This is a genomic window from Pseudomonas sp. CFBP 8771, assembly GCF_014841695.1.
Taxonomy (GTDB): Bacteria; Pseudomonadota; Gammaproteobacteria; order Pseudomonadales; family Pseudomonadaceae; genus Aquipseudomonas; species Aquipseudomonas baltica.
Map to the genome: position 1 here is coordinate 326,753 of NZ_JACYUJ010000004.1, position 25,309 is coordinate 352,061.

The following is a 25,309-nucleotide window of genomic DNA, read 5'->3' on the forward strand; positions in this document are numbered from 1 at the left end:
CGTCCTACCCAATAAGCTCCAGATGCAGATGCTCGGCAACGCTTTGGGCACTGGCGTCCTTCAGGTAGGGCACGCGACCCAGGCAGGGCGCTGGCATGCGTTCGGCCAGGGTGGCGAGGTTATCTTCCAGGCGTGAGGTTTTCGGTTCGATGATGTTGGCCACCCAGCCGGCCAGCTGCAGGCCGTCGCGGGCGATCGCTTCCGCACTGAGCAGCGCATGGCTGATGGCGCCCAGGCGCACGCCCACCACCAGAATCACCGGCAGTTTCAGGGCAATGGCCAAGTCCGACAGGTTGGCCTGGTCGGACAGCGGCACGCGCCAGCCGCCGGCGCCTTCGATCAGGGTGAAGTCTGCCTGCTGGGCCAGCACGTGGCGCATGGGCGCCAGCAACGATCCAACCGTCAGCGCCACGCCAGCCTCGCGAGCGGCAATGTGTGGAGCGATCGCCGGTTCGAAGGCCACTGGATTGACCTGCGCATATTCCAGGCTGATCGAACTCTGCGCCATCAAGGCCAGCGCATCACTGTTGCGCAGGCCCTTGGGTGTGACATCGCAGCCCGAGGCAACGGGCTTGGCACCCAGCGTGCTGAGGCCCCTGAGCATAGCGCCGTGCAACAGGCCGGCCGCGATCGTGGTCTTGCCGATGTCCGTGTCGGTACCGGCGATGAAATAGGCGCTCATCGGGATTGTCCTTGCTCGACAGGTTTGCGCAACACAGCGTAGACCACCTGGTAGGTGGCGGGCAGCCCCAGCGGTGTGCGAAAGGTTTCATAGGCGTGCAGCAGGCCAAGCATGCGCGTGCGGCCAGTCAGGCCGTCGGGTCGGCCGGGGTTGAGATTGTGCGCGCCCAGCGCCTTGAGTTCATGGGTCAGGCCGCGCACGTCCGCGTAGTGCAGCACATGGGGCACGTTATCCAGGCTCAGTACCTCCAGACCGCTGTTGGCGCACAGGCGCTGGTAGTCGGCGAACTCACGGAAGCGGTTGACGTGCACCCGGCCATCCACTGCGCGCCAGCTCTGGCGCAGCTCGTGCAGCGTGCCCGCGCACAGGCTGGCGAATGCCAGCACGCCACCGGGCTGCAGTGTTCGGTGGGCCTCGGCAAGCACCGCGGCGAAGTCGCCGCACCATTGCACCGCCAGGCTGGAATAGATCAGGCCACAGCTGCCATTGCGCAACGGCAGTTGCTCGGCATCTCCGGCCACATGCCAAGAGGTGCCGCCCTGGGCGCGGGCGTGGGTCAGCATGCCTTCGGCAATGTCCAGCGCCACGCCGGCGACCTCGGGAAAACGCTGCGCCAGGGCGCGGCTGAAATAGCCCGTGCCGCTGCCCAAGTCGAGCCATTGCGAGGGTTGCAGACCGGTCGGCAGGCGTGCGAGCAGCGCGTGCCCAACGTCGCGTTGCAACTGCGCGACGCTGTCGTAACTCGCCGCTGCCTTGGAAAAGGAAGCCGCCACCCGCCGCTTGTCCGGCAACGCAGACCCCGCCTCGGCCCCTGTAGCAGCGGCGCAAGCCGCGTCATCTACCATCGCCAAACGTGCGTCAAACGCAAAACCCTTGCCGTTATTCATCAAAACCTCGCTCACGCAGGAAGGCCTGAATTGCACCGGCGACCCTTTGCGAGTCCTCCAGCATGAACGCATGGCTGGTCTGCTCGACCAGGCCGATCTCCGCCTCTGGCAGCAGCTCCCGCAACGCGCTTACGGCACCAACAGGCACCAGCGAATCGTTCCCGGCAAACAGGTGCAGTTGCGGCCCGGCAAACGCCTGCAACGCGGCCCGGGTATCCAGCTCCGCCAGCACATGCAGGCCCTCCACCAACGTCTGTGTCGAAGTCGGCTCAGCAACCGCCAGTCGCCGAGAAAGCCCGCGCGGATCAGCAGCGCCTTGCGCACAAAGCGACGCGAAGCGCTTCAGCAGGTTTTTCGGATCCGCCTCGCAAGCGGCCAGAAACGCTTCGAACGTCTTAGCGGGCATTGCATCCGGCCAGTCGGCCCGGGCCACGAAACAGGGGTTGCTGGCCAGCGTCAGCAAGCCACGACAGCGCTCGCCACGGCGCGCCGCCAGTTCGGCAGCAAGCATGCCTCCCAGCGACCAGCCGCCCAGCCAGACACCGTCCGGCAGGCGTTCGTCGAGCGCGTCGAGCCAGTCGGAAAGCTGGATGGAACCGGGCTCGGGCAAGGCTTCGATCCGCGCCTGCACGGGTTCAGCGAGCCCTCGCAAGGCGGCGACCAGGGGATCCAAAGCACCGTTGCCCAGGCCCCAGCCAGGTAGCAGGATCAAGCGATCAAGCATGTTCAGCTCCCAGCAGCGGGTAGCACTCAGCCAGCGCATCGAGCAGTCGCTGCACCTGGGCACTGCTGTGAGCGGCCGAAAGCGTGACCCGCAATCGCGCACTGCCGACGGGCACCGTTGGCGGGCGAATGGCCGTCACCAGCACTCCGCGCTCGCGCAGCAGACGCGACAAATGCAGGGCTCGCCCGGCGTCGCCGATGAGAATGGGTTGAATGGGCGTGAAGCTGTCCATCAAGGTCAGGCCCAACCGGGCAGCGCCCTGCCTGAACTGCGCGATCAGGGTCGCCAGGTGCTCGCGCCGCCAGTGCTCGCTGCGCAGCAGCTGCAGGCTGCGCAACGTGGCGCAGGCCAGCGCCGGTGGCTGGCTGGTGGTGTAGATGTAGGGCCGGGCGAACTGCACCAGCGTCTCGATCAGTTCCTCGCTGCCGGCTACGAAGGCGCCCGCAGTGCCGAAGCCCTTGCCCAAGGTCCCGACCAGCACCTGCACATCGTCCAACCCCAACCCGAAGTGTTCGACGATACCGCCACCGGTGGCGCCCAGGGCACCGAACCCGTGGGCATCGTCGACCATCAGCCAGGCACCCTTGGCGCGGGCCGAAGCGGCCAGTTGCGGCAGCTCGGCAAGGTCACCGTCCATGCTGAAGACGCCATCGGTCACCACCAGCGTATTGCCGGTGGCTTTGTCGAGGCGCGTGTTCAGGCTGGCGGCATCGTTGTGCAGGTAACGGCTGAAGCGCGCGCCGCTGAGCAGCCCGGCGTCCAGCAGCGAGGCGTGGTTGAGCCGGTCCTGCAGCACGGTATCGCCTTGCCCCACCAGGGCGGTGACCGCCCCCAGGTTAGCCATGTAGCCGGTGGAAAACAGCAACGCCCGCGGACGCCCGGTCAATTCGGCCAAGGCCTCTTCCAGCGCGTGGTGAGGGCTGCTGTGACCGACCACCAGATGCGATGCTCCACCGCCCACGCCCCAGCGCTCGGCGCCCTCGCGCCAGGCCTTGATCACTTCGGGGTGGTTGGCCAGGCCCAGGTAGTCGTTGCTGCAGAAAGCCAGCAGCGGTTGGCCATCGACCACCACGCATGGCCCCTGCGGGCTTTGCAGCAATGGACGCTGACGATAGAGGTCGGCGGCGCGGCGCTCGGCCAGGCGCGCGCTGAGGTCGAAGGGCATGCAGGCCTCGAATGGCAGGGGGTGAACGCCGGCCGCTGGGGCCGGCGCAGGGTCAGGCGGACGCGGCGTCGTAGAACAGGTCGCTGCTCTTCTGCTCGACCAGGGCCTGTTCGATGGCCGCTTGATGGACCTCGTCGGCGTGTTCTTCGCGCGCTTCGGGAGCGATCCCCAGGCGGGCGAACAACTGCATGTCCTTGTCCGCCTGCGGGTTGGCCGTGGTCAACAGCTTGTCGCCGTAGAAGATCGAATTGGCTCCGGCCAGGAAGGCCAGGGCCTGCATCTGTTCGTTCATCGCTTCACGCCCGGCGGAGAGTCGTACATGGGACTGCGGCATGAGAATGCGCGCCACGGCCAGCATGCGGATGAAATCGAACGGGTCGATATCCTCGGCGTTTTCCAGCGGTGTACCGGCCACTTTCACCAGCATGTTGATCGGCACCGACTCGGGATGCTCGGGCAGGTTGGCCAACTGGATCAGCAGCCCGGCGCGGTCGTCCAGCGACTCGCCCATGCCCAGGATGCCGCCGGAGCAGATCTTCATGCCGGCGTCGCGCACGTGGGCCAGGGTCTGCAGGCGTTCGCTGTAGGTGCGGGTGGTGATGATGCTGGCGTAGAACTCCGGCGAGGTGTCCAGGTTGTGGTTGTAGTAGTCGAGGCCGGCCTGGGCCAGCGCCTTGGTCTGGTCTTCGTCCAGGCGCCCCAGGGTCATGCAGGTTTCCAGGCCCAGCGCCTTGACCCCGGCAACCATTTGCAACACGTACGGCATGTCCTTGGCCGAGGGGTGTTTCCAGGCCGCGCCCATGCAGAATCGCGTCGAACCGATCGCCTTGGCGCGGGCGGCTTCCTCGAGCACCTTCTGCACTTCCATCAGCTTTTCTTTTTCCAGCCCGGTGTTGTAGTGCCCCGATTGCGGGCAGTACTTGCAGTCCTCGGGGCAGGCGCCGGTCTTGATCGACAGCAGGGTCGAGACCTGGACCCGATTGGGGTCGAAATGCGCCCGGTGCACGCTTTGCGCCTGGAACAGCAGGTCGTTGAACGGCTGCACGAACAGCGCCTTGACCTCGGCCAGGGTCCAGTCGTGACGAACGGTTGCAGTTGTACTGGCGCTCATCGGCGATTCCTTGTTTATGCTTGGGCGCGCGCAGGGACGCTGCAATGTCCATGGGCGCAACGCGGCTATTGAGTCGAATGCGGGCATGATTAAGGAAGCTCCATGCACTGTCAACCTTCTGTAGGCGCCAAGGTCTACAAGTGGCTAGAAACTGATCAGATTTGCTTGCTGTGCGACGAAGCGTCGGGCAATCCCTATGCCCTGTGCGAGGCCTGCGAATGCGACCTTCCCTGGCTGGAGGAGCAGTGCACGGTGTGCGCATTGCCCTTGGCGATGAGTGGGTTCACCTGCGCGCCCTGTCGGCGCCGGCCACCCGCATTCGGCAAGGTGGAAACCCCCTGGCACTATGGTTTCCCCCTCGACAGTCTGATCACCCGCTTCAAGCACAACAGCCAGTGGCCCTACGGACGTTTGCTGGCCGAGTTGACCAGTCACTGGCTCGATCATCGTTTCAATGAAGGGTTGCCACGCCCGCAGTTGCTGATCCCGGTGCCCATGGGGCGCAAACGCCTGCGCAGACGGGGTTTCAACCAGGCTGAAATGCTCGCTCGATGGTTGTCCGAGGCACTGCACATCGACTGCGATTCGACCCTGGTGCAACGACCGCGCGAGACCCAGGCGCAGCAGGAACTGGGCGCCAAGGCGCGCCTGCACAACCTGGAACGCGCCTTTGCCTTGATGCCCGGTGCGGTGCTCGATGGAGTGCACGTCGCCTTGGTCGACGATGTGATGACCACCGGCGCCACCGCGCAGGCCCTGGCCACGCTGCTTCGCGAGGGCGGCGCCGCGCGGGTCGACGTCTACTGTCTGGCGCGCACGGCCAAGCCCGAGTAGCCTTGGGCCATGACCTTGCCTCCTTTGCTTGCCCAGTACATCGCACGTCGTCCGCAACGCATCGAACTGCTGCGTCATATCGCCGAGCAGGGTTCGATCACCCGTGCCGCCAAGGCGGCTGGCCTGAGCTACAAGGGCGCCTGGGACGCCATCGACGAACTCAACAACCTGGCCCAAACGCCGCTGGTCGAACGGGTCGTGGGCGGCAAGGGCGGTGGTGGCGCGTGCTTGTCCGCGGAAGGGCAGCGCATGCTGCGCCTTTACCAGAAGCTCCAGGCCTTGCAGGCGCAGGTGCTCGAAGCCGCCGAGGACGTCGGCGACCTCGACCTGCTGGGCCGACTCATGCTGCGTACCAGTGCCCGCAATCAACTGCACGGCCGCGTGACTGCCATCGACGCTCAAGGGCGCAACGACGAAATCACCCTGGACCTGGGCGCCGGGTTGAGCCTGCGCGCGCAGATCACCCATGACAGCACGCAAACCCTGACGCTGGTGCCCGGCGCTGGTGTGGTGGCCTTGATCAAGGCGGGTTGGTTGTGCGTGTTGCCACTGGATGCCCCCGCCATGCCTGGTCACAGCTGCCTGCAGGGTGTGCTGGAGCAGGTCCTGAAGGACGCTCGAGGGCCTTGCGAAATGCGTATCGGCCTGGCGAATGGGCAGACCCTGTGCGCACTTTCCGAGCACTGCTCGATCCGCGAGGGCGACTCGGTCAATGTGTGGCTCGATCCTGCCAACGTTCTACTCGGTACTCCGCTCTAACCCGCGCCATACCCGCCGAACCCTGTCGATCCCCCTTTTCAGCGAGCCAGCCCGCAGCCGCCACTGCACCGTGACGGCCGCCGGGCGGGTATTGACTTTGCGCAGGCGTAAACGTATGTTTCAAACAGCCGTTTGATAGCGACAACCTGTCGCAGGTCGAACCCATCGGAATTCATCAGCAGAGGTTTATCGCTATGCCTGAGTACAAGGCCCCCTTGCGTGATATTCGCTTCGTCCGCGACGAGTTGCTCGGCTACGAAGCGCACTATCAAAGCCTGCCCGGCTGCCAGGATGCGACCCCGGACATGGTCGATGCCATCCTCGAAGAAGGCGCCAAGTTCTGCGAACAGGTACTGGCGCCGCTGAACCGTGTGGGCGACATCGAAGGCTGCACCTGGAGCGAAGACGGCGTGAAGACGCCGACCGGCTTCAAGCAGGCCTACAAACAGTTCGTCGAAGGCGGCTGGCCAAGCCTGGCCCATGACGTCGAACACGGTGGCCAGGGCCTGCCCGAATCCCTCGGTCTGGCGGTGAGCGAGATGATCGGCAGCGCCAACTGGTCGTGGGGCATGTACCCCGGCCTGTCCCACGGCGCCATGAACACCATTTCCGCCCACGGCACGCCCGAGCAGCAAGAGGCCTACCTGACCAAGCTGGTGTCCGGCGAGTGGACCGGCACCATGTGCCTGACCGAACCGCACTGCGGCACCGACCTGGGCATGCTGCGCACCAAGGCCGAACCCCAGGCCGACGGCAGCTATGCAATCAGCGGCACGAAGATCTTCATTTCTGCCGGCGAACACGACATGGCCGACAACATCGTGCACATCGTGCTGGCACGCCTGCCCGATGCACCGGCCGGCACCAAGGGCATCTCGCTGTTCATCGTGCCCAAGTTCCTGCCTGACAGCGATGGCGCGATCGGCGCGCGCAATGCGGTGAGCTGTGGCTCGCTGGAACACAAGATGGGCATTCACGGCAACGCCACCTGCGTGATGAACTTCGACAGCGCCACCGGCTACCTGATCGGCCCCGCCAACAAGGGCCTGAACTGCATGTTCACCTTCATGAACACGGCACGCCTGGGCACTGCCCTGCAGGGTCTGGCCCATGCCGAAGTCGCGTTCCAGGGTGGCCTGCGCTATGCCCGCGATCGCCTGCAGATGCGCTCGCTGACCGGCCCCAAGGCGCCCGACAAGGCTGCCGACCCGATCATCGTGCACCCGGACGTACGGCGCATGCTGCTGACCATCAAGGCCTTCGCCGAAGGCACGCGGGCCATGGTCTATTTCACCGCCAAGCTGGTGGACGTGCTCAAGTTCAGCCAGGACGAGGAAGAGCGCAAGCGCGCCGATGCCCTGCTGGCGTTCATGACGCCGATCGCCAAGGCATTCATGACCGAAGTCGGTTTCGAGGCCGCCAACCACGGCGTGCAGATCTACGGCGGGCACGGTTTCATTGCCGAGTGGGGCATGGAGCAGAACGTGCGCGACAGCCGTATTTCCATGCTGTACGAAGGCACCACCGGCATCCAGGCACTCGACCTGCTGGGGCGCAAGGTACTCATGACCCAGGGCGAGGCCCTCAAGGGCTTTACCCGGATCGTGCACAAGTTCTGCCAGGCCAACGAAGGCAACGAAGCCGTTGCCGAGTTCGTTACACCCCTGGCGCAGTTGAACAAGGAGTGGGGCGAGCTGACCATGAAGGTTGGCATGGCCGCCATGAAGGATCGCGAAGAAGTCGGCGCAGCCTCGGTCGATTACGTGATGTATTCGGGTTACGCCTGCCTGGCCTATTTCTGGGCCGACATGGCTCGTGTGGCAGCGCAGAAGCTGGCTGAAGGCACGGGCGATGCCGCGTTCTACACGGCCAAGCTGCAAACGGCGCGCTTCTACTTCCAGCGCATCCTGCCGCGCACCCGCACTCACGTTGCCGCCATGCTCTCGGGCGCGGCCAACCTGATGGACATGGACGAAGCGCACTTCGGCCTGTCCTACTGACAGGTACGCCAACCAGCCGGGCGGCGCGCGTCTTGCCGAGCGCGCCACCCGGCTTTCGAACCTCAGCCCTCGAATTTCTGCGAGTCAGCCATGGCGGATTACAAAGCTCCCCTGCGCGATATGCGCTTTGTTCTGAACGAAGTATTCGACGTTGCCAGCCACTGGGCGCAGCTGCCGGGCCTGGCCGACAGCGTCGATGTCGACACCATGGAGGCCATTCTCGAGGAGGCCGGCAAGGTCACCGCCCAGGCCATCGCGCCCTTGAGCCGGGCGGCCGATGAAGAGGGCTGCCACTGGCGCGATACCGCGGTGACCACTCCGGCCGGGTTCATCCAGGCCTATCGGACCTACGCCGAGGGTGGCTGGGTCGGCGTGGGTGGCGAACCTGCCCACGGTGGCATGGGCATGCCCAAGGTGATTTCGGCGCAGGTCGAGGAAATGGTCAACTCGGCCAGCCTGGCGTTCGGCCTGTACCCGATGCTGACTGCCGGTGCCTGCCTGTCCATCAACGCCCATGCCAGTGAAGAGCTGAAACGCACCTACCTGCCCAAGATGTATGCCGGGACCTGGGCCGGCTCCATGTGCCTGACCGAAGCCCATGCGGGTACCGATCTGGGCCTGATCCGCACGCGTGCCGAACCGCAGGCAGACGGCAGCTACAAGGTCAGCGGGACGAAAATCTTCATCACCGGCGGCGAACACGACCTGACCGAGAACATCATTCATCTGGTGTTGGCCAAGCTTCCCGACGCACCGCCCGGCCCCAAGGGCATCTCGCTGCTGCTGGTGCCCAAGTTCATGGTCGATGCCGACGGTAACCTGGGCGCGCGCAACGCGGTGTCCTGCGGTTCCATCGAACACAAGATGGGCATCCAGGCGTCGGCCACCTGCGTGATGAACTTCGATGGCGCCACCGGTTACCTGGTCGGCGAGGCCAACAAGGGCCTGGCGGCCATGTTCACCATGATGAACTACGAGCGTCTGGGCGTAGGCATTCAGGGCCTAGCGTCGGCCGAGCGCTCCTATCAGAACGCTGTGGAGTACGCCCGTGACCGGCTGCAGAGCCGTTCGCCCACCGGGGCCATGCAGGCCGACAAGATGGCCGACCCGATCATCGTCCACCCGGACGTGCGGCGCATGCTGCTGACCATGAAAGCCTGCAATGAAGGCGGGCGGGCGTTCTCCACCTACGTGGCGCTGCAGTTGGACACCGCCAAGTACAGCGAAGAGCCGGCCACGCGCAAGCGCGCCGAAGACATGGTGGCTTTGCTGACTCCGGTGGCCAAGGCCTTCCTCACCGACCTGGGCCTGGAAACCACGGTGCATGGCCAGCAGGTATTCGGTGGCCACGGCTATATCCGCGAATGGGGCCAGGAGCAGTTGGTCCGCGATGTGCGCATTACCCAGATCTACGAGGGCACCAACGGCATCCAGGCACTGGACCTGATGGGCCGCAAGGTGGTGGGCAACGGTGGTGCGTTCTATCAGCTGTTTTCCGACGAAGTGCGTGCCTACGCCGCCGATGCCGACGCCGCGTTGCAGGAGTTCACCCAGCCGCTGATCCACGCGCTGGACCGTTTGGATGCGCTGACTGCCGGGGTTCTGGACCGCGCCGCGAACGACCCGCGCGAGATCGGCGCCGCGTCGGTCGAGTACCTGCAAGCCTTTGGCTACACCGCCTATGCCTACATGTGGACAAGGATGGCGGCTGCTGCGCTGGGCCGGCAGGACGAGGCTTTCTATGCCAGCAAACTGGGCACTGCGCGCTTTTATTTCGCCCGGTTGCTGCCGCGGATCCACTCGTTGGCGGCTGCCGTCGATGCTGGCAGCGCGTCACTGTTTCTGTTGGATGAAGAGCAATTCTGACGGTGTAAGCTTTGGCTTACATCACGTGGTGTCTTTGAGCTATATCCGTAGATTGGATCCACAGTTAATCTTCACTCCAAGGACGTTGCGCAGGATGCGCCTAGATATAACAGGGACACGTAGGATTTCTGCCAGGACGGCGGACGGAAATGGATGTCATGGGAAACAGTCTGCAAAACCCCGCTTCGGCGGGGTTTTCTTTTTTCCGCTCCCGAATAATTTCCCCTGTAGCAGCGGCGCAAGCCGCGTCACCGACTGCGCGGTACACCTGACCCACTGCATCAAGGCCGGACGCGGCTCGCGCCGCTGCTACAGGAACGCGTGGGGCTCATTACGGGCTGCGCGACCCCTGTAGCAGCGGCGCAAGCCGGTCACTCGCGACGCGATACACCTGACACTCCGCATCGACGTCGGACGCGGCTCGCGCCGCTGCTACAGGAACGCGTGGGGCTCATTACGGGCTGCGCGACCCGTGTAGCAGCGGCGCAAGCCGCGTCACTGGCGACGCGATACACCTGACACCCCGCTTCGACGCCGGACGCGGCTCACCCACCCCCTGTAGCAGCGGCGCGTCAGGTCATGGTTTCGCTGGCGGCTTGAGCAGCGCTTCGGCCGCTTTGGCCAGGTCTGGCGGGAGGAAATCCCGGTCCGGGTTGTAATCGGCCTTGAGGAATCGTGTCAGGTCCTGCAGGTCGCCGGGGCTCAGAATGCCCGCCGCCTGCTTGAGCCGCAGGTTGTCGAGAATGTAGTCATAGCGGGTGTTGTTGTAGTCGCGCACCGAGCTGTACAGCTGGCGCTGCGCATCGAGCACGTCGACGATGTTGCGCGTTCCCACCTGATAGCCGATTTCCGTGGCCAGCACCGAGCTCTGGTTGGAGATGATCGACTGCTTGCGCGCCTGCACCTGCTCGACATCGGTGTTCACCGCACGGTGCAGGTTGCGGGTGTTCTCCACCACCTGTCGGCGCAGGCTTTCACGCTGCTGCTCACTTTGCGTGAGCCGCGCATAGGCCTCACGGACCTGCGAACTGGTCAAACCGCCGCTGTAGATTGGAATGTTCAACTGCACCCCAATGCTGCGCTGCGACACGTCGCTGCCATAGCTCACGCCCGGCAGATTGGAGGGATTGCTGAAACCCAGATTGTCGTTGTCACCCTTCTGGTATTGCGCCACCGCATCCACCGTGGGCGCATGCCCGGCCTTGCGCTGGCGCAAGGTCTGCTCGGCAGCTTCCACGGCGTAGTTGCTGGCCAGCAGATCGAGGTTCTGCCGGGAAGCGGTGTCGACCCACGCACTCGCGTCGTTGGGCATCGGCGCCAGCACCGGCAAGGTGTGAACGATGCCCTGGATCGAGTTGTATTCGCGGTTGGTCAGCGTGATCAGGGCCTGGAAGGCGTCGTCGACCTGACGCTGGGCGATGATTCGATTGGCCCGGGCGGTGTCGTAGCTGGCCTGGGATTGCAGGGTGTCGGTCTTGTCGGACAGACCGACGTTGAAACGCTCCTGCGACTGATCGAGCTGGCGCCGGAAAGCATTCTCTTCGGCACGCGCGGTGGCCAGGTTGTCCTGCGCGCGCAGCACCGAGAAATAGGCCTGGGCACTCTGCAGAATCAGGTTCTGCTCGGTGGCCGACAGCTGCACGGCCGCCTGCTCGTCGACCGCTTTGGCGGCCTTGAGCTGAAACCAGCGGTCGGCGCGGAACAGCGGCTGGCTCAACTGCGCCCGGTAGGAATTGCCGCTGCGGTTGTACACCGCCGACGGTTGGTCCAGCGCCGTGCGGGTATCGTTGATGTCGTAGCCCGCCGACAGGTTGGGCAGCAAGCCGGCCCGCGCCTGCGGCACGATTTCGCTTTGCGCGGCGTAGTCGGCCCGCGACGCGGCCAGGTCGGCGTTGTTCAGCACCGCTTCCTGATAGACGCTGACCAGGTCGGTCATGCTCGCCAGCGGTGCCTGCTGCGCCAGGGCCATGCCTGGAATGGCACCGGACACGGCCAGGGCGAGGGCCGTTGCCGAGGGAAATCTACTGCGCAGCATGGGGCAATCCTTGGTCTGAAAGCTGGGTCTGGGCATCAGCTGTGAAAATAGGCGTGGGGCAGGGCGAGTGTAGAGCGCGGCGCGCCGCACAACAATCCGGCGCAACGGCCAATATCAAGACCTGCAGGCGGAGTTGGCGTTCCGTGTGCGGGCCGTCTATGCTGTGCACGTTCTTGTCGGGGTGCCTTGCTATGAGGCTGAGATCGGATAATCCGGATCCCGTTGAACCTGATCAGGTTAACGCCTGCGTAGGGAACAAGATTTCTCGTCCTTTCGGCGAGTCCTCTTGTGCTTCGTCCGGGGTCTCGCGCATTTTCTGCACAGCACCTCGCGTACAAGCACAGCATCCGTTCACAGGGTGCATCCGTGCCTTTCAGGTTCGCTCCGACATTCCCGTGCTGGATGCCGTCTGGAGAGCCTGTGATGAATACAAAAGCAAAAAACACCGTGCATTTGAGCGAATCGGCCCAAGTCGATTCCGGCTCCGTGCAGCCCTTCACCCGTTCACGCAAGATCTACGTCCAAGGCTCGCGTGCGGACATCCGCGTGCCGATGCGCGAGATCAGCCTGGATGTCACGCCCACCGACTTCTCGACCGGCAACGGCGCGGGCGAGATCAATCCGCCGGTGACCGTCTACGACACGTCGGGCCCCTACACCGACCCCAGCGTCGTCATCGACGTACGCAAGGGCCTGGCTGATATACGTTCGGCCTGGATCGACGACCGCGGCGACACCGAGCGCCTGGCCGGCCTGAGCTCGAACTTCGGCCAGCAACGCCTGAGCGACGACGAACTGACCAAACTGCGCTTCGCCCATGTGCGCAACCCGCGCCGCGCCAAGGCCGGCGCCAACGTCAGCCAGATGCACTATGCCCGCCAGGGCATCATTACCGCCGAAATGGAATACGTCGCCATCCGCGAGAACATGAAGCTGGCCGAGGCGCGCGCTGCCGGCCTGCTCAAGGACCAGCACAAGGGCCACAGCTTCGGCGCCAGCATTCCCCGGGAGATCACCGCCGAATTCGTGCGCGACGAGATCGCCCGCGGCCGCGCCATCATTCCGGCCAACATCAACCACACCGAACTCGAGCCGATGATCATCGGCCGCAACTTCCTGGTGAAGATCAACGGCAACATCGGCAACAGCGCGCTGGGTTCTTCCATCGAGGAAGAAGTGGCCAAGCTCACCTGGGGCATTCGCTGGGGCTCTGACACGGTAATGGACCTGTCCACCGGCAAGCACATCCATGAAACCCGCGAGTGGATCATCCGCAACTCGCCCGTGCCGATCGGCACCGTACCCATCTATCAGGCCCTGGAAAAAGTCGGCGGCGCGGCTGAGGACCTGACCTGGGAGCTGTTCCGCGACACCCTGATCGAGCAGGCCGAGCAGGGCGTCGACTACTTCACCATCCATGCCGGCGTGCTCTTGCGCTACGTACCGCTGACGGCCAAGCGGGTCACCGGCATCGTCAGTCGCGGCGGGTCGATCATGGCCAAGTGGTGCCTGGCGCATCACAAGGAAAACTTCCTGTACACGCACTTCGACGAGATCTGCGAGATCATGAAGGCCTACGACGTCAGCTTTTCCCTGGGCGACGGCCTGCGTCCCGGGTCGATCGCCGACGCCAACGACGAAGCCCAGTTCGGTGAGCTGGAAACCCTCGGCGAGCTGACCAAGATCGCCTGGAAGCACGACGTGCAGTGCATGATCGAAGGTCCGGGGCATGTGCCGATGCAGTTGATCAAGGAGAACATGGACAAGCAGCTGGAGTGCTGCGACGAAGCGCCGTTCTACACCCTGGGCCCACTGACCACCGACATCGCGCCGGGTTACGACCACATCACCTCGGGTATCGGTGCGGCGATGATCGGCTGGTTCGGCTGCGCCATGCTCTGCTACGTGACGCCCAAGGAGCACCTCGGGTTGCCGAACAAGGATGACGTGAAGACCGGCATCATCACCTACAAGATTGCCGCCCATGCCGCCGACCTGGCCAAGGGACACCCGGGCGCGCAGATCCGCGACAACGCCTTGAGCAAGGCGCGCTTCGAGTTTCGCTGGGAAGACCAGTTCAACCTGGGGCTGGACCCAGACACCGCGCGCGCCTACCACGACGAAACCCTGCCCAAGGATTCGGCCAAGGTCGCGCATTTCTGCTCGATGTGCGGACCGAAGTTCTGCTCGATGAAAATCACCCAGGAAGTGCGCGAGTACGCGGCCAACCAGAAGATCGAAGCCGTCGACCTGAGCGTGGAGGAGGGCATGCGCGAACAGGCGCAGCGCTTCAAGCAGGAAGGCAGCCAGCTGTACCAAAAGGTCTAGTCAGTATCTTCGGTGGTGCGGTTTTCGCGGCCGCTGACCGCTCCTGCGATCCCTCCGTAGGAGCGGTCAGCGGCCGCGAACAGGCACCGCCAATGCCCCAACAACCTTCGACCCATTTCCACTCGAGCCCAGCCATTGAAAACCTCCTATTCTCCCGATACTGCGGTGTCCGCCGCCCAGCGCGTGCTGGGCGGGCGCGACCTGTTCTCCCTGTGGTTTTCCCTGGGCGTGGGCCTCATGGTGCTGCAGACCGGCGCCCTGCTGGCGCCTGGCCTGGGCCTGGCTGGCGCACTGGCGGCGATCTTCCTGGGCACCCTGGTGGGTGTTTTGCTGCTCGCCTCGGTCGGCGTCATCGGCAGCGACACCGGCCTGTCCGCCATGGCGGCCCTGCGCCTGACCCTGGGCCGTGGCGCCGGCAGCGTTCCGGCCTTGCTCAACCTGTTGCAACTGATCGGCTGGGGATCGTTCGAGATCATCGTGATGCGCGATGCGGCGAGCCTGCTGGGCACGCGCGCGTTCGGTGAGGGCAGCCTGGGCAGCAACCCCTGGCTGTGGACCGTGTTTTTCGGCGGCCTGGCGACATTGCTGGCGGTCACCGGGCCGCTGACCTTCGTGCGCAAGGTGCTGCGCAAATGGGGCATCTGGCTGCTGTTGGCAGCGTGCCTGTGGCTGACCTGGAACCTGTTCGCCAAGGCCGACCTGACGACCCTGTGGAACACCGCTGGCGACGGTTCCATGGACCTGGCCACGGGCTTCGACATCGCCATCGCCATGCCCTTGTCGTGGCTGCCGCTGATTGCCGACTATTCGCGATTCGGCAAGCGCGCCAAAAGCGTGTTCGGCGGCACCGCCGTCGGGTTTTTCATAGGCAACTTCTGGTTGATGAGCCTGGGCGTCGCCTACACCCTGGCGTTCGCGCCCAGTGGCGAAGTCAATGCGCTGCTGCTGGCGTTGGCCGGGGCCGGCCTGGGCATACCGCTGTTGTTGATCCTGCTGGACGAGTCGGAGAACGCCTTCGCCGATATCCATTCGGCGGCGGTATCGACCAGCTTGCTGTCAGGGCTCAAGGTCGAACACCTGGCCTTGGCCATCGGCATCATCTGCACGCTGATCGCCTGCCTGGCACCGCTGGCGCAGTACCAGAACTTCCTGCTGCTGATTGGCTCGGTGTTCGCGCCGCTGTTCGGCGTGGTGCTGATGGACCACTTCGTGCTGCGCAGGCGTTCGGCGCAGGTCGAACCGCGCGCCGTGCACTGGAGTGCGCTGCTGGCCTGGCTTGGCGGCGTATGCCTGTACCACGTGCTGGCCAATCTGTACCCGCAGATCGGCGCAACCCTGCCAGCGCTGCTGGTGGCCGGGTTGCTGTACTACCTGATCGAGCGAGTGCTCAACCGCGACCCGGGAACAGCTCGGGCTTGATCACGCCATTGAGGCGCGGGTAGGCGATCTTCACTTCCGGGTGGCCCATGGCGTAGGGGGCGATGCTGTACACATTGTACTTGAGCACCACGCCCCCATAGGTCAGGGCAATGTTCGGCGTTTGCTGGAAGGGCCACTGGCGAATGAACTCGGCATCCTTGTCCAGTTTGCTGGCGACCAGCCAGCCGCGGTGGGCTTCTTCGGCGGCCTGCCAGAACGCACGCTCCTGGCCCGGGACCAGCATGTCCTGCAGGGTCAGCTCGCGGTGTTCGCGACGCGACCAGTTGATGAAGCCGCGCCCGGGCATGCCATGGGCGCCGCCGGTCATGGCGTAGCTGGACAGCTCGACCACAACAATGCCGTCATGCTGTTCGCGTACCTTGGCTTGCAGGTAGCTGCTGTAGCGTGGCTGGGCCTCGCGCATGAACTGCTCTTCGTAGGCCTTAAGGGTCGCTGGCACGCGGGCGTCGGGTGTATTGACGGTCATCTCGCGCAGGCGTTTGTCGATGGCTGCATCCAGGCCCGGCTCGTCGGGAAAGTGCACCACGTCGATGTTCACCAGCGGGCAGTCCTGATTGTCGCAGCCAGGCTTGAGGTGCTCGAAAGCCTCGCGCTTGGTGTCCAGCGGCGCCCGGTAGTTGGGCTGGAAGACACTGGAGCAGGCACCCAGGGTCAGGGCGACGCAGGCCACGGAGGCGAACTTGAGAAACGACATGAGGGTCCTTGGCGGGTAATGGAATTATCGTGGTTGGACTGTCGGTCGAACCGTCGGTTCGCCAGCTGCGCCATCTTAATGCCTGCTCGCCCAACCGCCTATCCCGAGGCTTGCGGCTTCACCGCAAAGGGGGCTGCAATACAGGCGCATCGCGGTTAGGATGGCCCCATGCTGCATGCACGAGTAAGAGGTTTTTCCATGTCAGATTCATCCCGGTCGATGCCTACAAGGGTCGAAATCGACAAGCGCGAGCTCTGCTTCCAGGGCTTCTACAAACTGGACAAGCTGTTCCTGCGCCACGAGCTGTTCAACGGTGGCATGAGCAAGCAGATCAGCCGCGAATTGTTCGTGCGCCATGATGCCGTGTGCGTGTTGCCCTACGACGCCGCTCGCGACGAACTGGTGCTCATCGAGCAGTTCCGGGTCGGCGCGGTGGGCAAGGTCGACAACCCCTGGCTGATCGAAATGGTTGCCGGGCTGATCGACAAGGACGAGCTGCCCGAGGAAGTCGCGCACCGCGAGGCCGATGAGGAAGCCGGCCTGCAGATTCAAGCGCTGTGGCCGATCAGCAAGTACTTCCCGTCTCCCGGTGGCAGCGACGAGTACGTGCACCTTTACCTGGGCCGCTGCAGCAGCGAGGGCGCAGGTGGCCTGCATGGCCTGGAAGAAGAGGGCGAGGACATCCGCGTCAAGGTCTGGGCATTCGACGATGCCCTGCAGGCCGTGCGCGATGGTCGAATCATCAACGCGGCAGCGATCATCGCCATCCAATGGCTGGCCCTGAACCGCGACGAAGTCAGGGGGCTGTGGTCGTGAGCCCGTTGCGCGAGCGCTACCGTGTCGATCTGGTCGGCCTGCAGGCCGCCTGCGAAGCCAATTACGCGCGGCTCATGCGCCTGCTGCCGGACATGCGCAGCCAGCAGTTGTCACGCCGCATCGCCATGACCCAGGCCGACCAGATGCTCGGTGTGCTGACGCTGGAGGTGCTGCTTGCCTGTCCGTACACCACCACCCTGCGCGTACGCCAGGAACACAGCCTGCCATGGCTGCCGGTGCCGCAGATGGAGGTGCAGGTGTACCACGACGCGCGCATGGCCGAAGTCGTCAGCGCCGAGCACGCCCGGCGTTTCCGCAGCGTCTATCCCTACCCCAACGCGGCCATGCACCAGCCTGACGAAAAGGCCCAGCTCAACCTGTTCCTGGGTGAGTGGCTGAGTCATTGCCTGGCCTGTGGCCACGAGTACGAAGCGGTACGCTGAACATCGGCCTGCACGAGCGCCGCAGGTCGCATTGCCCTTGTCATCCAGGCTACGCATAATTTGCCGGTTCGCCCTTTTGCCTGGAGACGGTCTTGTCGAGCCTATCTGATCCTGCTGTCGATGCACCGGTAGTGCTCGTGCAGCTTTCCGACAGCCACCTGGTGGCCGCAGCCGACGGTGCCATGTTCGGCTTGAACACGCGACGGAGCCTGGCGCAGGTGGTTGCGCAGGTGCTCGAGGAGCAGCCGCGCATCGACCTGCTGGTCGCCACCGGTGACCTGTCTCAGGACGGCACGCTGGCGTCTTACCAGGCATTCGCGCAGGCCACCCAGGTCATTTGCGCACCCACGCGCTGGCTGCCTGGCAACCATGATGAGCCTGCGCTCATGCAGCAGGCCGCCCAAGGCACCCAGTGGCTGGAGCCTGTGGCGGACGTGGGCGCCTGGCGGGTGACGCTGCTCGATTCGACCATCGCCGGTTCGGCAGCCGGCCATCTGGCCGACGACCAGTTGCAGTTGCTCGAGCGGGCGCTCGCTGAAGCACCGCACAAGCATCATCTGGTGTGCCTGCATCACCATCCGGTTGCGATCGGCAGCCAATGGATAGAGCCCATCGGGCTGCGCAACGCCGGGGCCCTGTTCGAGCTGCTCGGGCGTTTTCCGCAGGCGCGTGGTGTGCTCTGGGGGCATGTGCATCAGGAGATCGACCGGCACGCCCATGGCTTGCGCCTGCTGGCGTCGCCGTCCACGGGCATTCAGTTTCTGCCAGGCAGTGAGGATTTCGCCCTGGACAACCGCGCGCCGGGCTACCGCTGGCTGCGCCTGATGCCCGACGGGCAGATCGAGACCGGCGTGTCGCGGCTGGCGAACTTCACCTTCACCCCGGACCTGGACGCGGCGGGTTATTGAATCGGAGGCGGTAGTGCGGCCTTCGCGGCCAGAGCCCGCTCCCGCAGGGTTTCGCGCCAGGATTGCGGCTTGCCCATATACCGACGCAGCAACACCCCAACTGCACCCCCGACAAGGTAAACTGCGCGCCATCTCTATGCCCGGAGGCCCCCATGCCCGGTTCGATCCTCTACATTCACGGTCTGAACAGTTCGCCGGATTCGCAGAAAGCCCGCCAGCTGAGCGCGCTGATGCAACGCATCGGCCTGGCCGACCAGCTACGCGCGCCGGCGCTGCACCACCATCCGCGCCAGGCCATTGCCCAACTGGAAGCCGCGCTGGCGCAGCTCGACGCACCATTGCTGGTGGGAAGCTCCCTCGGCGGCTACTATGCGACGCACCTGGCAAAGCGCTTCGGCCTCAAGGCATTGTTGATCAACCCGGTGGTCAATCCCCACCACCTGTTCGATGGCTACCTGGGAATGCAGACCAACCACTACACGGGCGAACGCTGGCAGTTGACCCGCGACCACGTCACGGCCCTTGCCGAGCTGGAAGTGCCGGCGCCCACCGACCCCGAGCGGCTTCAGGTGTGGCTGCAGACCGGCGACGAAACCCTCGACTATCGCCAGGCTGCGGCCTTCTACCAAGCCTGCAGCGTACACATCGAAAACGGCGGCGACCACGGCTTCCAAGGCTTTGCGCAAAAGTTGCCAGCGCTGCTGGCATTCGCCGGCATCGATGCGGCGCGTTACCAGGCCGTCGATTTTGCCCAGCTTTGATCACTCTTTTCACGAACGACTGACGACGAGACCCCATGGCCAATCCCAGCGCTAGCTCCTATAACGCAGACGCCATCGAAGTCCTCTCGGGCCTCGACCCGGTGCGCAAGCGCCCGGGCATGTACACCGACACCAGTCGGCCCAACCACCTGGCCCAGGAAGTCATCGACAACAGTGTCGACGAAGCCCTGGCGGGCCATGCGCGGTCCATTCAGGTCATCCTGCACGCCGATCACTCTCTGGAAGTGTCCGACGATGGCCGTGGCATGCCCGTGGACATCCACCCCGAGGAAGGCGTCAGCGGCGTCGAGCTGATCCTTACCAAGCTGCACGCGGGCGGCAAGTTTTCCAACAAGAACTACCAGTTTTCCGGCGGCCTGCACGGGGTGGGCATCTCGGTGGTCAACGCCTTGTCCAATCAGGTGCGGGTCAGGGTCAAGCGCGACGGCAACGAGTACCAGATGACCTTCGCCGATGGCTTCAAGGCCACCGATCTGGAAGTCATCGGCACCGTCGGCAAGCGCAACACCGGCACCAGCGTGTACTTCGCCCCGGACCCGAAATACTTCGATTCGCCGAAGTTTTCCGTCAGCCGCCTCAAGCATGTGCTCAAGGCCAAGGCGGTGTTGTGTCCCGGCCTGCTGGTCAGCTTCGAAGACAAGGGCAGCGGCGAGAAGGTCGAGTGGCATTATGAAGACGGGCTGCGTTCGTACCTGATCGATGCGGTCACCGAATTCGCTCGCCTGCCCGACGAGCCGTTCTGCGGCAGCCTGGCGGGCAACAAGGAAGCCGTGGACTGGGCACTGCTGTGGTTGCCCGAAGGCGGCGACAGCGTTCAGGAAAGCTACGTCAACCTGATCCCGACGGCTCAGGGCGGTACCCACGTCAACGGGCTGCGCCAGGGTCTGCTGGATGCGATGCGCGAGTTCTGCGAGTTCCGCAACCTGCTGCCGCGCGGCTTGAAGCTGGCGCCGGAAGATATCTGGGAACGCATCGCCTTCGTGCTCTCGATGAAGATGCAGGATGCGCAGTTCTCCGGCCAGACCAAGGAGCGGCTGTCCTCGCGCGAGGCGGCCGCGTTCGTCTCCGGCGTGGTCAAGGACGCCTTCAGCCTGTGGCTCAACGCCCATCCCGAATTGGGCATGCAGTTGGCCGAACTGGCGATCAGCAACGCCGGGCGCCGCCTCAAGGCGAGCAAGAAGGTCGAGCGCAAGCGCATCACCCAGGGCCCCGCATTGCCCGGCAAGCTGGCCGACTGCGCCGGCCAGGACCCAGCCCGCTCCGAGCTGTTCCTGGTCGAAGGCGACTCGGCAGGCGGCTCGGCCAAACAGGCGCGAGACAAGGAATTCCAGGCGATCCTGCCGTTGCGCGGCAAGATCCTCAACACCTGGGAAGTGGACGGCAGCGAAGTCCTCGCCAGCCAGGAGGTCCACAACATTGCCGTGGCCATCGGCGTCGATCCCGGTGCCGCCGATATCAGCCAGCTGCGCTACGGCAAGGTGTGCATTCTGGCCGACGCCGACTCCGACGGCCTGCACATCGCGACCCTGCTGTGTGCGCTGTTCGTCCAGCACTTCCGCCCCCTGGTGGACGCCGGTCACGTCTATGTCGCCATGCCGCCGCTGTACCGCATCGACCTGGGCAAGGAGATCTTCTATGCCCTGGACGAGGCCGAGCGCGACGGCATCCTCGACCGCCTGGTCGCCGAAAAGAAACGCGGCAAGCCGCAGGTCACGCGCTTCAAGGGCCTGGGCGAAATGAACCCGCCGCAGCTGCGCGAAACCACCATGGACCCCAACACCCGCCGCCTGGTGCAACTGACCCTGGACGATTTCGCCGGGACCACCGAAATCATGGACATGCTGCTGGCCAAGAAACGTGCGGGCGACCGCAAGGCGTGGCTCGAGTCCAAGGGCAATCTGGCCGAGGTGCTGGCTTGATCGCAGCGCTGCTGACAGCCCTGTTCGCCCTGGCCCTGCCGACGCTGGCCGTGGCGTCGGTGCAACCACCCGTGCCCGAGCTGACCCTGGTCGGCGAGCACGCGGTGGACGGTATGCCCACCGGAAACCTGTCCGGCCTGGCGCTGTGCCGCAAGACCTTGTGGGCCGTTTCGGACCGGGAGGACGGTACGGTTTATCGACTCGACACCTCGACCCCCAACTGGCAGGCCACGGCCGTAGCCTTCAAGGCGCCGCCGGTACCGCCCAGCGGGCTGCCCTTTCGTCTGCGCATGAGCAGTTGGGCGGCGGCCTTCGTGCGTGGCGGCGACCTGGATTTCGAAGGCATCAGCTGCGATGCCCGAGGCAACCAATACCTGGTCAGTGAATCCCACGTCGCGGTGCTGCAGATTCCCGTGTCAGGCGAGCCGAAATGGTTGCCCCTGGACCCGACCCTGGTCAGTCAGGCACGCGCCAGCCACCTGCTGTTGCATTTCAATGCCCTGTTCGAAGGGCTGACCGTCAATCTGGCCGGCGACCGCCTGTGGCTGGCTGCCGAACGTCAGCAGCGCGGCCTGCTGGCCGTTCGCAAGCGGCCATTGAGCTGGAGCTGTGAGGGGCGTTGCGTATTGCTTGCCGAAGGCGGTGCGGAAGCCCTGCCGGTGCAGATTCCCCGGGCCAGGCACATGCCGCGCGATTTTGCCGATCTGGCCTGGTTCGATGGCAAGCTGTTCACGCTGGAACGCAATGCCTATCGCATCTGTCGTCGCGACGCGGACACGGCTGCCGTGGAGCGATGCTGGTCGTTCGCCGCCGAGGCGCTGTTGCCGGCTCGCCGCTATGATGCTCCCTACGGTCTGACCGAAGCGCTGAGCGTCGATGCCGAGGGGGCATGGGTGGGCACCGACAATAACCAGTGGGCCCGCGCCGATGGCGAGCGGCGTCCGGTGGTCTGGCGCTTCGCGGCCCCCGCCGGCGGCTGGAGCGCCGCGCCATGAGCCAGGCCGCACCGGGCAGGCGTGTTGGCAAGGTGTTGATGCTGCTGGCCTGGGCCGCGGCGTTGTACCTGGCCACGCAGTTCTTCGGTGACTGGGAACAGCGTCGAGAAAATCCCAATGCGGTGCCGGTTTCCCAGCACGGCGACGGCTACGTGGAAGTGCAACTGGCCGGCAATGGCCAGGGGCACTTCGTCAGCGGCGGCTTCATCAATGGGCAGCCGGTGCAATTCATGCTCGACACCGGCGCCACCGATGTGGCCATGCCCGAAGCGGTCGCGCGCAAGCTCGATCTGGCCCGCGGTGCGCCGGTGCTGCTGACCACTGCCAATGGCAAGACCCAAGGCTATCGCACCGAGATCGCCACTCTGCAGCTGGGCGACATACGCCTGAGCAATGTCCGCGCCCTGGTGGTGCCGGGCTTCGACGGCGACCAGGTGCTGCTGGGCATGAGCGCCCTGAAACAACTTGAATTCACTCAGCGCGGCGGCAACTTGCTGCTGCGCCAGACTACGAAACGATGAGGCTTGCATGAGCGATTCCCTCGATCTCAGTCTTGACGGCGTAGAACGCCGGTCCCTGGCTGACTTCACCGAACAGGCCTACCTCAACTACTCCATGTACGTGATCATGGACCGCGCCTTGCCGCATATCGGTGATGGCCTCAAGCCGGTCCAGCGACGCATCGTCTATGCCATGAGCGAGTTGGGCCTGGACGCCGACGCCAAGCACAAGAAGTCCGCACGTACCGTGGGCGATGTACTCGGCAAGTTCCACCCCCACGGCGACTCGGCCTGCTACGAGGCCATGGTCCTGATGGCCCAGCCGTTCAGCTATCGCTACACGCTGGTCGATGGCCAGGGCAACTGGGGCGCACCGGACGATCCCAAGTCGTTCGCCGCCATGCGCTACACCGAGGCGCGTCTGTCGCGCTATTCCGAGGTGCTGCTCACCGAGCTGGGCCAGGGCACGGCAGACTGGGTGCCGAACTTCGACGGTACCCTCGACGAGCCGTCGGTGCTGCCGGCACGGCTGCCCAATATCCTGCTCAACGGCACCACCGGCATTGCCGTAGGCATGGCCACCGACGTTCCACCGCACAACCTGCGCGAAGTGGCCAGCGCCTGTGTGCGCCTGCTCGACGAGCCCAAGGCGACGATCGAGCAGCTCTGCGAACACATCCAGGGCCCCGACTACCCGACCGAAGCGGAAATCATCACCCCGCGCGCCGATCTGCTGAAAATCTACCAGACCGGTCGCGGCTCGGTGCGCATGCGCGCGGTGTATCGCCTGGAAGACGGCGACGTAGTCGTCACCGCCTTGCCGCACCAAGTGTCCGGCGCCAAAGTGCTGGAGCAGATCGCGGCGCAGATGCAGGCCAAGAAGCTGCCGATGGTGGCCGATCTGCGTGACGAGTCCGACCACGAGCATCCGTGTCGCATCGTCATCATTCCACGCTCCAATCGCGTCGAAGTCGACGACTTGATGCAGCATCTGTTCGCCACCACCGATCTGGAGTCGACCTACCGGGTCAACGTCAACATCATCGGTCTGGACGGTCGCCCGCAGTTGAAGAACCTGCGCACGTTGCTGGTCGAATGGCTGGAGTTCCGTGTCAACACCGTGCGCCGTCGCCTGCAGTTCCGCCTGGACAAGGTCGAACGTCGCCTGCACCTGTTGGACGGCTTGCTGATCGCCTTCCTCAACCTGGATGAAGTGATCCACATCATCCGCACCGAGGAGCATCCCAAGGCGCGCCTGATCGAACGCTTTGCCCTCACCGAGATCCAGGCCGACTACATTCTCGACACGCGCCTGCGTCAGCTCGCGCGCCTCGAGGAAATGAAGATCCGCAGCGAGCAGGAAGAACTGGCGAAGGAACGCGCCAAGCTGCAGGCGCTGCTGGGCAGCGAAAGCAAGCTGAAGAAGCTGGTGCGCGCCGAGCTGATCAAGGACGCCGAAACCTATGGCGACGAGCGTCGTTCGCCGATCGTTGCGCGCAGCGAAGCACGCGCGCTGTCGGAGAACGAGCTGATGCCGACCGAGCCGGTGACGGTAGTGCTGTCGGAAAAAGGCTGGGTGCGCTGTGGCAAAGGTCACGATATCGACGCCACGGGTCTCTCCTACAAGGCCGGTGACGGCTACAAGACCGCAGCCATCGGGCGTTCGAACCAGTTCGCGGTATTCATCGACTCGACCGGGCGCAGCTATTCGGTGGCCGCGCACACCCTGCCTTCGGCCCGTGGCCAGGGCGAGCCGCTGACCGGCCGCCTGACGCCGCCACCCGGCGCAAGCTTCGAGTGCGTGATGCTGCCCGACGACGACGCGTTGTACGTCATCGCGTCGGACGCCGGCTACGGCTTCGTGGTCAAGGGCGAAGACCTGCAGGCCAAGAACAAGGCTGGCAAGGCACTGCTCAGCCTGCCCAAAGGGGCCAAGGTGATCAACCCGCGTGCCGTACCCGATCGGGAACGGAACTGGCTGGCCGCGGTGACCACCGAGGGCCGCCTGCTGGTGTTCAAGATCAGCGACCTGCCGCAACTGGGCAAGGGCAAAGGCAACAAGATCATCGGCATTCCCGGTGATCGCGTGGCCAGTCGTGAAGAATTCGTCACTGACCTTGCGGTGGTCGCCGAAGGCTCGACGCTGGTGCTGCACGCGGGTAAACGCACGCTGTCGCTCAAACCCGATGACCTGGAGCACTATAAAGGCGAGCGCGGTCGGCGTGGCAACAAGCTGCCCCGCGGTTTCCAGCGTGTCGACGCCCTGGTCGTGGAAAACCTCTGATCGACGCCCGCGCCTGGACGGTGGCCGTGCTGCCGTTCGACGGACAAGCACTGGAGTCAGGGCGCGGATTCACGGATGATAGGCCCTTTCGCGGCGCTGCCAAGCGGCAGCGTCCAGACGACTCGGTCAAGTATTGC

The 25,309-nt window shown here is 64.7% G+C and carries 21 protein-coding genes and 1 riboswitch; of the genes, 14 read left to right on the top strand and 7 right to left on the bottom strand.

From position 1 onward, the window contains the following. Positions 1-4: 4 nt before the first annotated feature. The 5 genes from bioD to bioB are packed head-to-tail and all read right to left on the bottom strand — an operon-like array spanning position 5 to position 4,569. Complete coding sequence (gene bioD, locus IFT80_RS11350; RefSeq protein WP_192137576.1) at positions 5-682, bottom strand: dethiobiotin synthase; 678 nt, start codon at positions 680-682, stop codon at positions 5-7. Then, on the bottom strand, positions 679-1,527 hold the full coding sequence (bioC, locus tag IFT80_RS11355; RefSeq protein WP_192137636.1) for a malonyl-ACP O-methyltransferase BioC: 849 nt from the start codon (positions 1,525-1,527) through the stop codon (positions 679-681). The genes bioD and bioC overlap by 4 nt, the downstream gene beginning before the upstream one ends. A 34-nt stretch (positions 1,528-1,561) precedes the next feature. Then, positions 1,562-2,293, bottom strand: a complete 732-nt coding sequence (locus IFT80_RS11360) for an alpha/beta fold hydrolase (protein ID WP_192055795.1) — start codon at positions 2,291-2,293, stop codon at positions 1,562-1,564. After that, positions 2,286-3,458: an 8-amino-7-oxononanoate synthase gene (bioF, locus tag IFT80_RS11365; RefSeq protein ID WP_192137577.1), complete on the bottom strand. Its 1,173-nt coding sequence runs from the start codon at positions 3,456-3,458 to the stop codon at positions 2,286-2,288. Before bioF ends, IFT80_RS11360 begins: the two co-directional genes overlap by 8 nt. A 52-nt stretch (positions 3,459-3,510) precedes the next feature. Then, positions 3,511-4,569 (bottom strand): biotin synthase BioB, encoded by a 1,059-nt coding sequence (gene bioB / locus IFT80_RS11370; protein WP_122480412.1) that lies wholly within the window; start codon positions 4,567-4,569, stop codon positions 3,511-3,513. A 102-nt stretch (positions 4,570-4,671) separates the two neighbouring features. Between bioB and IFT80_RS11375 the strand changes: the two genes are divergently transcribed. The 4 genes from IFT80_RS11375 (at position 4,672) to IFT80_RS11390 (ending at position 10,028) form a co-directional block, all read left to right on the top strand. Next, entirely contained in the window at positions 4,672-5,403 is a 732-nt protein-coding gene (locus tag IFT80_RS11375) for a ComF family protein (RefSeq protein ID WP_192137578.1), read from the top strand. Positions 5,404-5,412: 9 nt separating this feature from the next. Continuing rightward, on the top strand, positions 5,413-6,162 hold the full coding sequence (locus tag IFT80_RS11380) for a TOBE domain-containing protein (RefSeq protein WP_192059029.1): 750 nt from the start codon (positions 5,413-5,415) through the stop codon (positions 6,160-6,162). Between the two features lie 194 nt (positions 6,163-6,356). Next, positions 6,357-8,162: a phenylacyl-CoA dehydrogenase gene (locus tag IFT80_RS11385; protein WP_122480409.1), complete on the top strand. Its 1,806-nt coding sequence runs from the start codon at positions 6,357-6,359 to the stop codon at positions 8,160-8,162. Between the two features lie 90 nt (positions 8,163-8,252). Further along, positions 8,253-10,028, top strand: coding sequence for an acyl-CoA dehydrogenase C-terminal domain-containing protein (locus IFT80_RS11390; RefSeq protein ID WP_192137579.1), 1,776 nt, complete (start codon positions 8,253-8,255; stop codon positions 10,026-10,028). 577 nt (positions 10,029-10,605) lie between these two features. Here IFT80_RS11390 and IFT80_RS11395 read toward each other — a convergent pair. Next, positions 10,606-12,063 carry a TolC family outer membrane protein gene (locus tag IFT80_RS11395; RefSeq protein ID WP_122480407.1) on the bottom strand — a complete coding sequence of 486 codons (1,458 nt, stop codon included), beginning with the start codon at positions 12,061-12,063 and terminating at the stop codon, positions 10,606-10,608. A 167-nt stretch (positions 12,064-12,230) separates the two neighbouring features. Then, a riboswitch (TPP riboswitch) is annotated at positions 12,231-12,335 on the top strand. A 151-nt stretch (positions 12,336-12,486) separates the two neighbouring features. On the opposite strand from IFT80_RS11395, the gene thiC reads away from it, so the two are divergent. Next, complete coding sequence (gene thiC, locus IFT80_RS11400) at positions 12,487-14,391, top strand: phosphomethylpyrimidine synthase ThiC (protein WP_192059034.1); 1,905 nt, start codon at positions 12,487-12,489, stop codon at positions 14,389-14,391. Between the two features lie 135 nt (positions 14,392-14,526). After that, positions 14,527-15,810, top strand: a complete 1,284-nt coding sequence (gene cytX, locus IFT80_RS11405) for a putative hydroxymethylpyrimidine transporter CytX (protein WP_197975832.1) — start codon at positions 14,527-14,529, stop codon at positions 15,808-15,810. Here the strand turns inward: cytX and IFT80_RS11410 are convergent. Next, complete coding sequence (locus IFT80_RS11410) at positions 15,779-16,525, bottom strand: RsiV family protein (RefSeq protein WP_122714591.1); 747 nt, start codon at positions 16,523-16,525, stop codon at positions 15,779-15,781. The two genes, cytX and IFT80_RS11410, sit on opposite strands and share 32 nt — an antisense overlap. Before the next feature lie 198 nt (positions 16,526-16,723). Between IFT80_RS11410 and IFT80_RS11415 the strand changes: the two genes are divergently transcribed. The 8 genes from IFT80_RS11415 (at position 16,724) to parC (ending at position 25,172) form a co-directional block, all read left to right on the top strand. Next, positions 16,724-17,341, top strand: a complete 618-nt coding sequence (locus IFT80_RS11415) for an NUDIX domain-containing protein (protein WP_122714592.1) — start codon at positions 16,724-16,726, stop codon at positions 17,339-17,341. Further along, entirely contained in the window at positions 17,296-17,784 is a 489-nt protein-coding gene (locus IFT80_RS11420) for a DUF1249 domain-containing protein (protein ID WP_197975833.1), read from the top strand. Before IFT80_RS11415 ends, IFT80_RS11420 begins: the two co-directional genes overlap by 46 nt. A 92-nt stretch (positions 17,785-17,876) precedes the next feature. After that, positions 17,877-18,692: a 3',5'-cyclic-AMP phosphodiesterase gene (gene cpdA / locus IFT80_RS11425; RefSeq protein ID WP_192137580.1), complete on the top strand. Its 816-nt coding sequence runs from the start codon at positions 17,877-17,879 to the stop codon at positions 18,690-18,692. A 152-nt stretch (positions 18,693-18,844) separates the two neighbouring features. Beyond that, complete coding sequence (locus tag IFT80_RS11430; RefSeq protein WP_122480400.1) at positions 18,845-19,453, top strand: YqiA/YcfP family alpha/beta fold hydrolase; 609 nt, start codon at positions 18,845-18,847, stop codon at positions 19,451-19,453. Between the two features lie 35 nt (positions 19,454-19,488). Continuing rightward, positions 19,489-21,393: a DNA topoisomerase IV subunit B gene (parE, locus tag IFT80_RS11435; RefSeq protein ID WP_043191207.1), complete on the top strand. Its 1,905-nt coding sequence runs from the start codon at positions 19,489-19,491 to the stop codon at positions 21,391-21,393. Positions 21,394-21,401: 8 nt separating this feature from the next. Continuing rightward, complete coding sequence (locus tag IFT80_RS11440) at positions 21,402-22,388, top strand: esterase-like activity of phytase family protein (RefSeq protein ID WP_192137637.1); 987 nt, start codon at positions 21,402-21,404, stop codon at positions 22,386-22,388. After that, entirely contained in the window at positions 22,385-22,909 is a 525-nt protein-coding gene (locus IFT80_RS11445) for a retropepsin-like aspartic protease family protein (RefSeq protein WP_185794971.1), read from the top strand. Before IFT80_RS11440 ends, IFT80_RS11445 begins: the two co-directional genes overlap by 4 nt. Before the next feature lie 7 nt (positions 22,910-22,916). Beyond that, positions 22,917-25,172, top strand: coding sequence for a DNA topoisomerase IV subunit A (parC, locus tag IFT80_RS11450; RefSeq protein ID WP_192137581.1), 2,256 nt, complete (start codon positions 22,917-22,919; stop codon positions 25,170-25,172). The last annotated feature ends 137 nt before the right edge of the window (positions 25,173-25,309 follow it).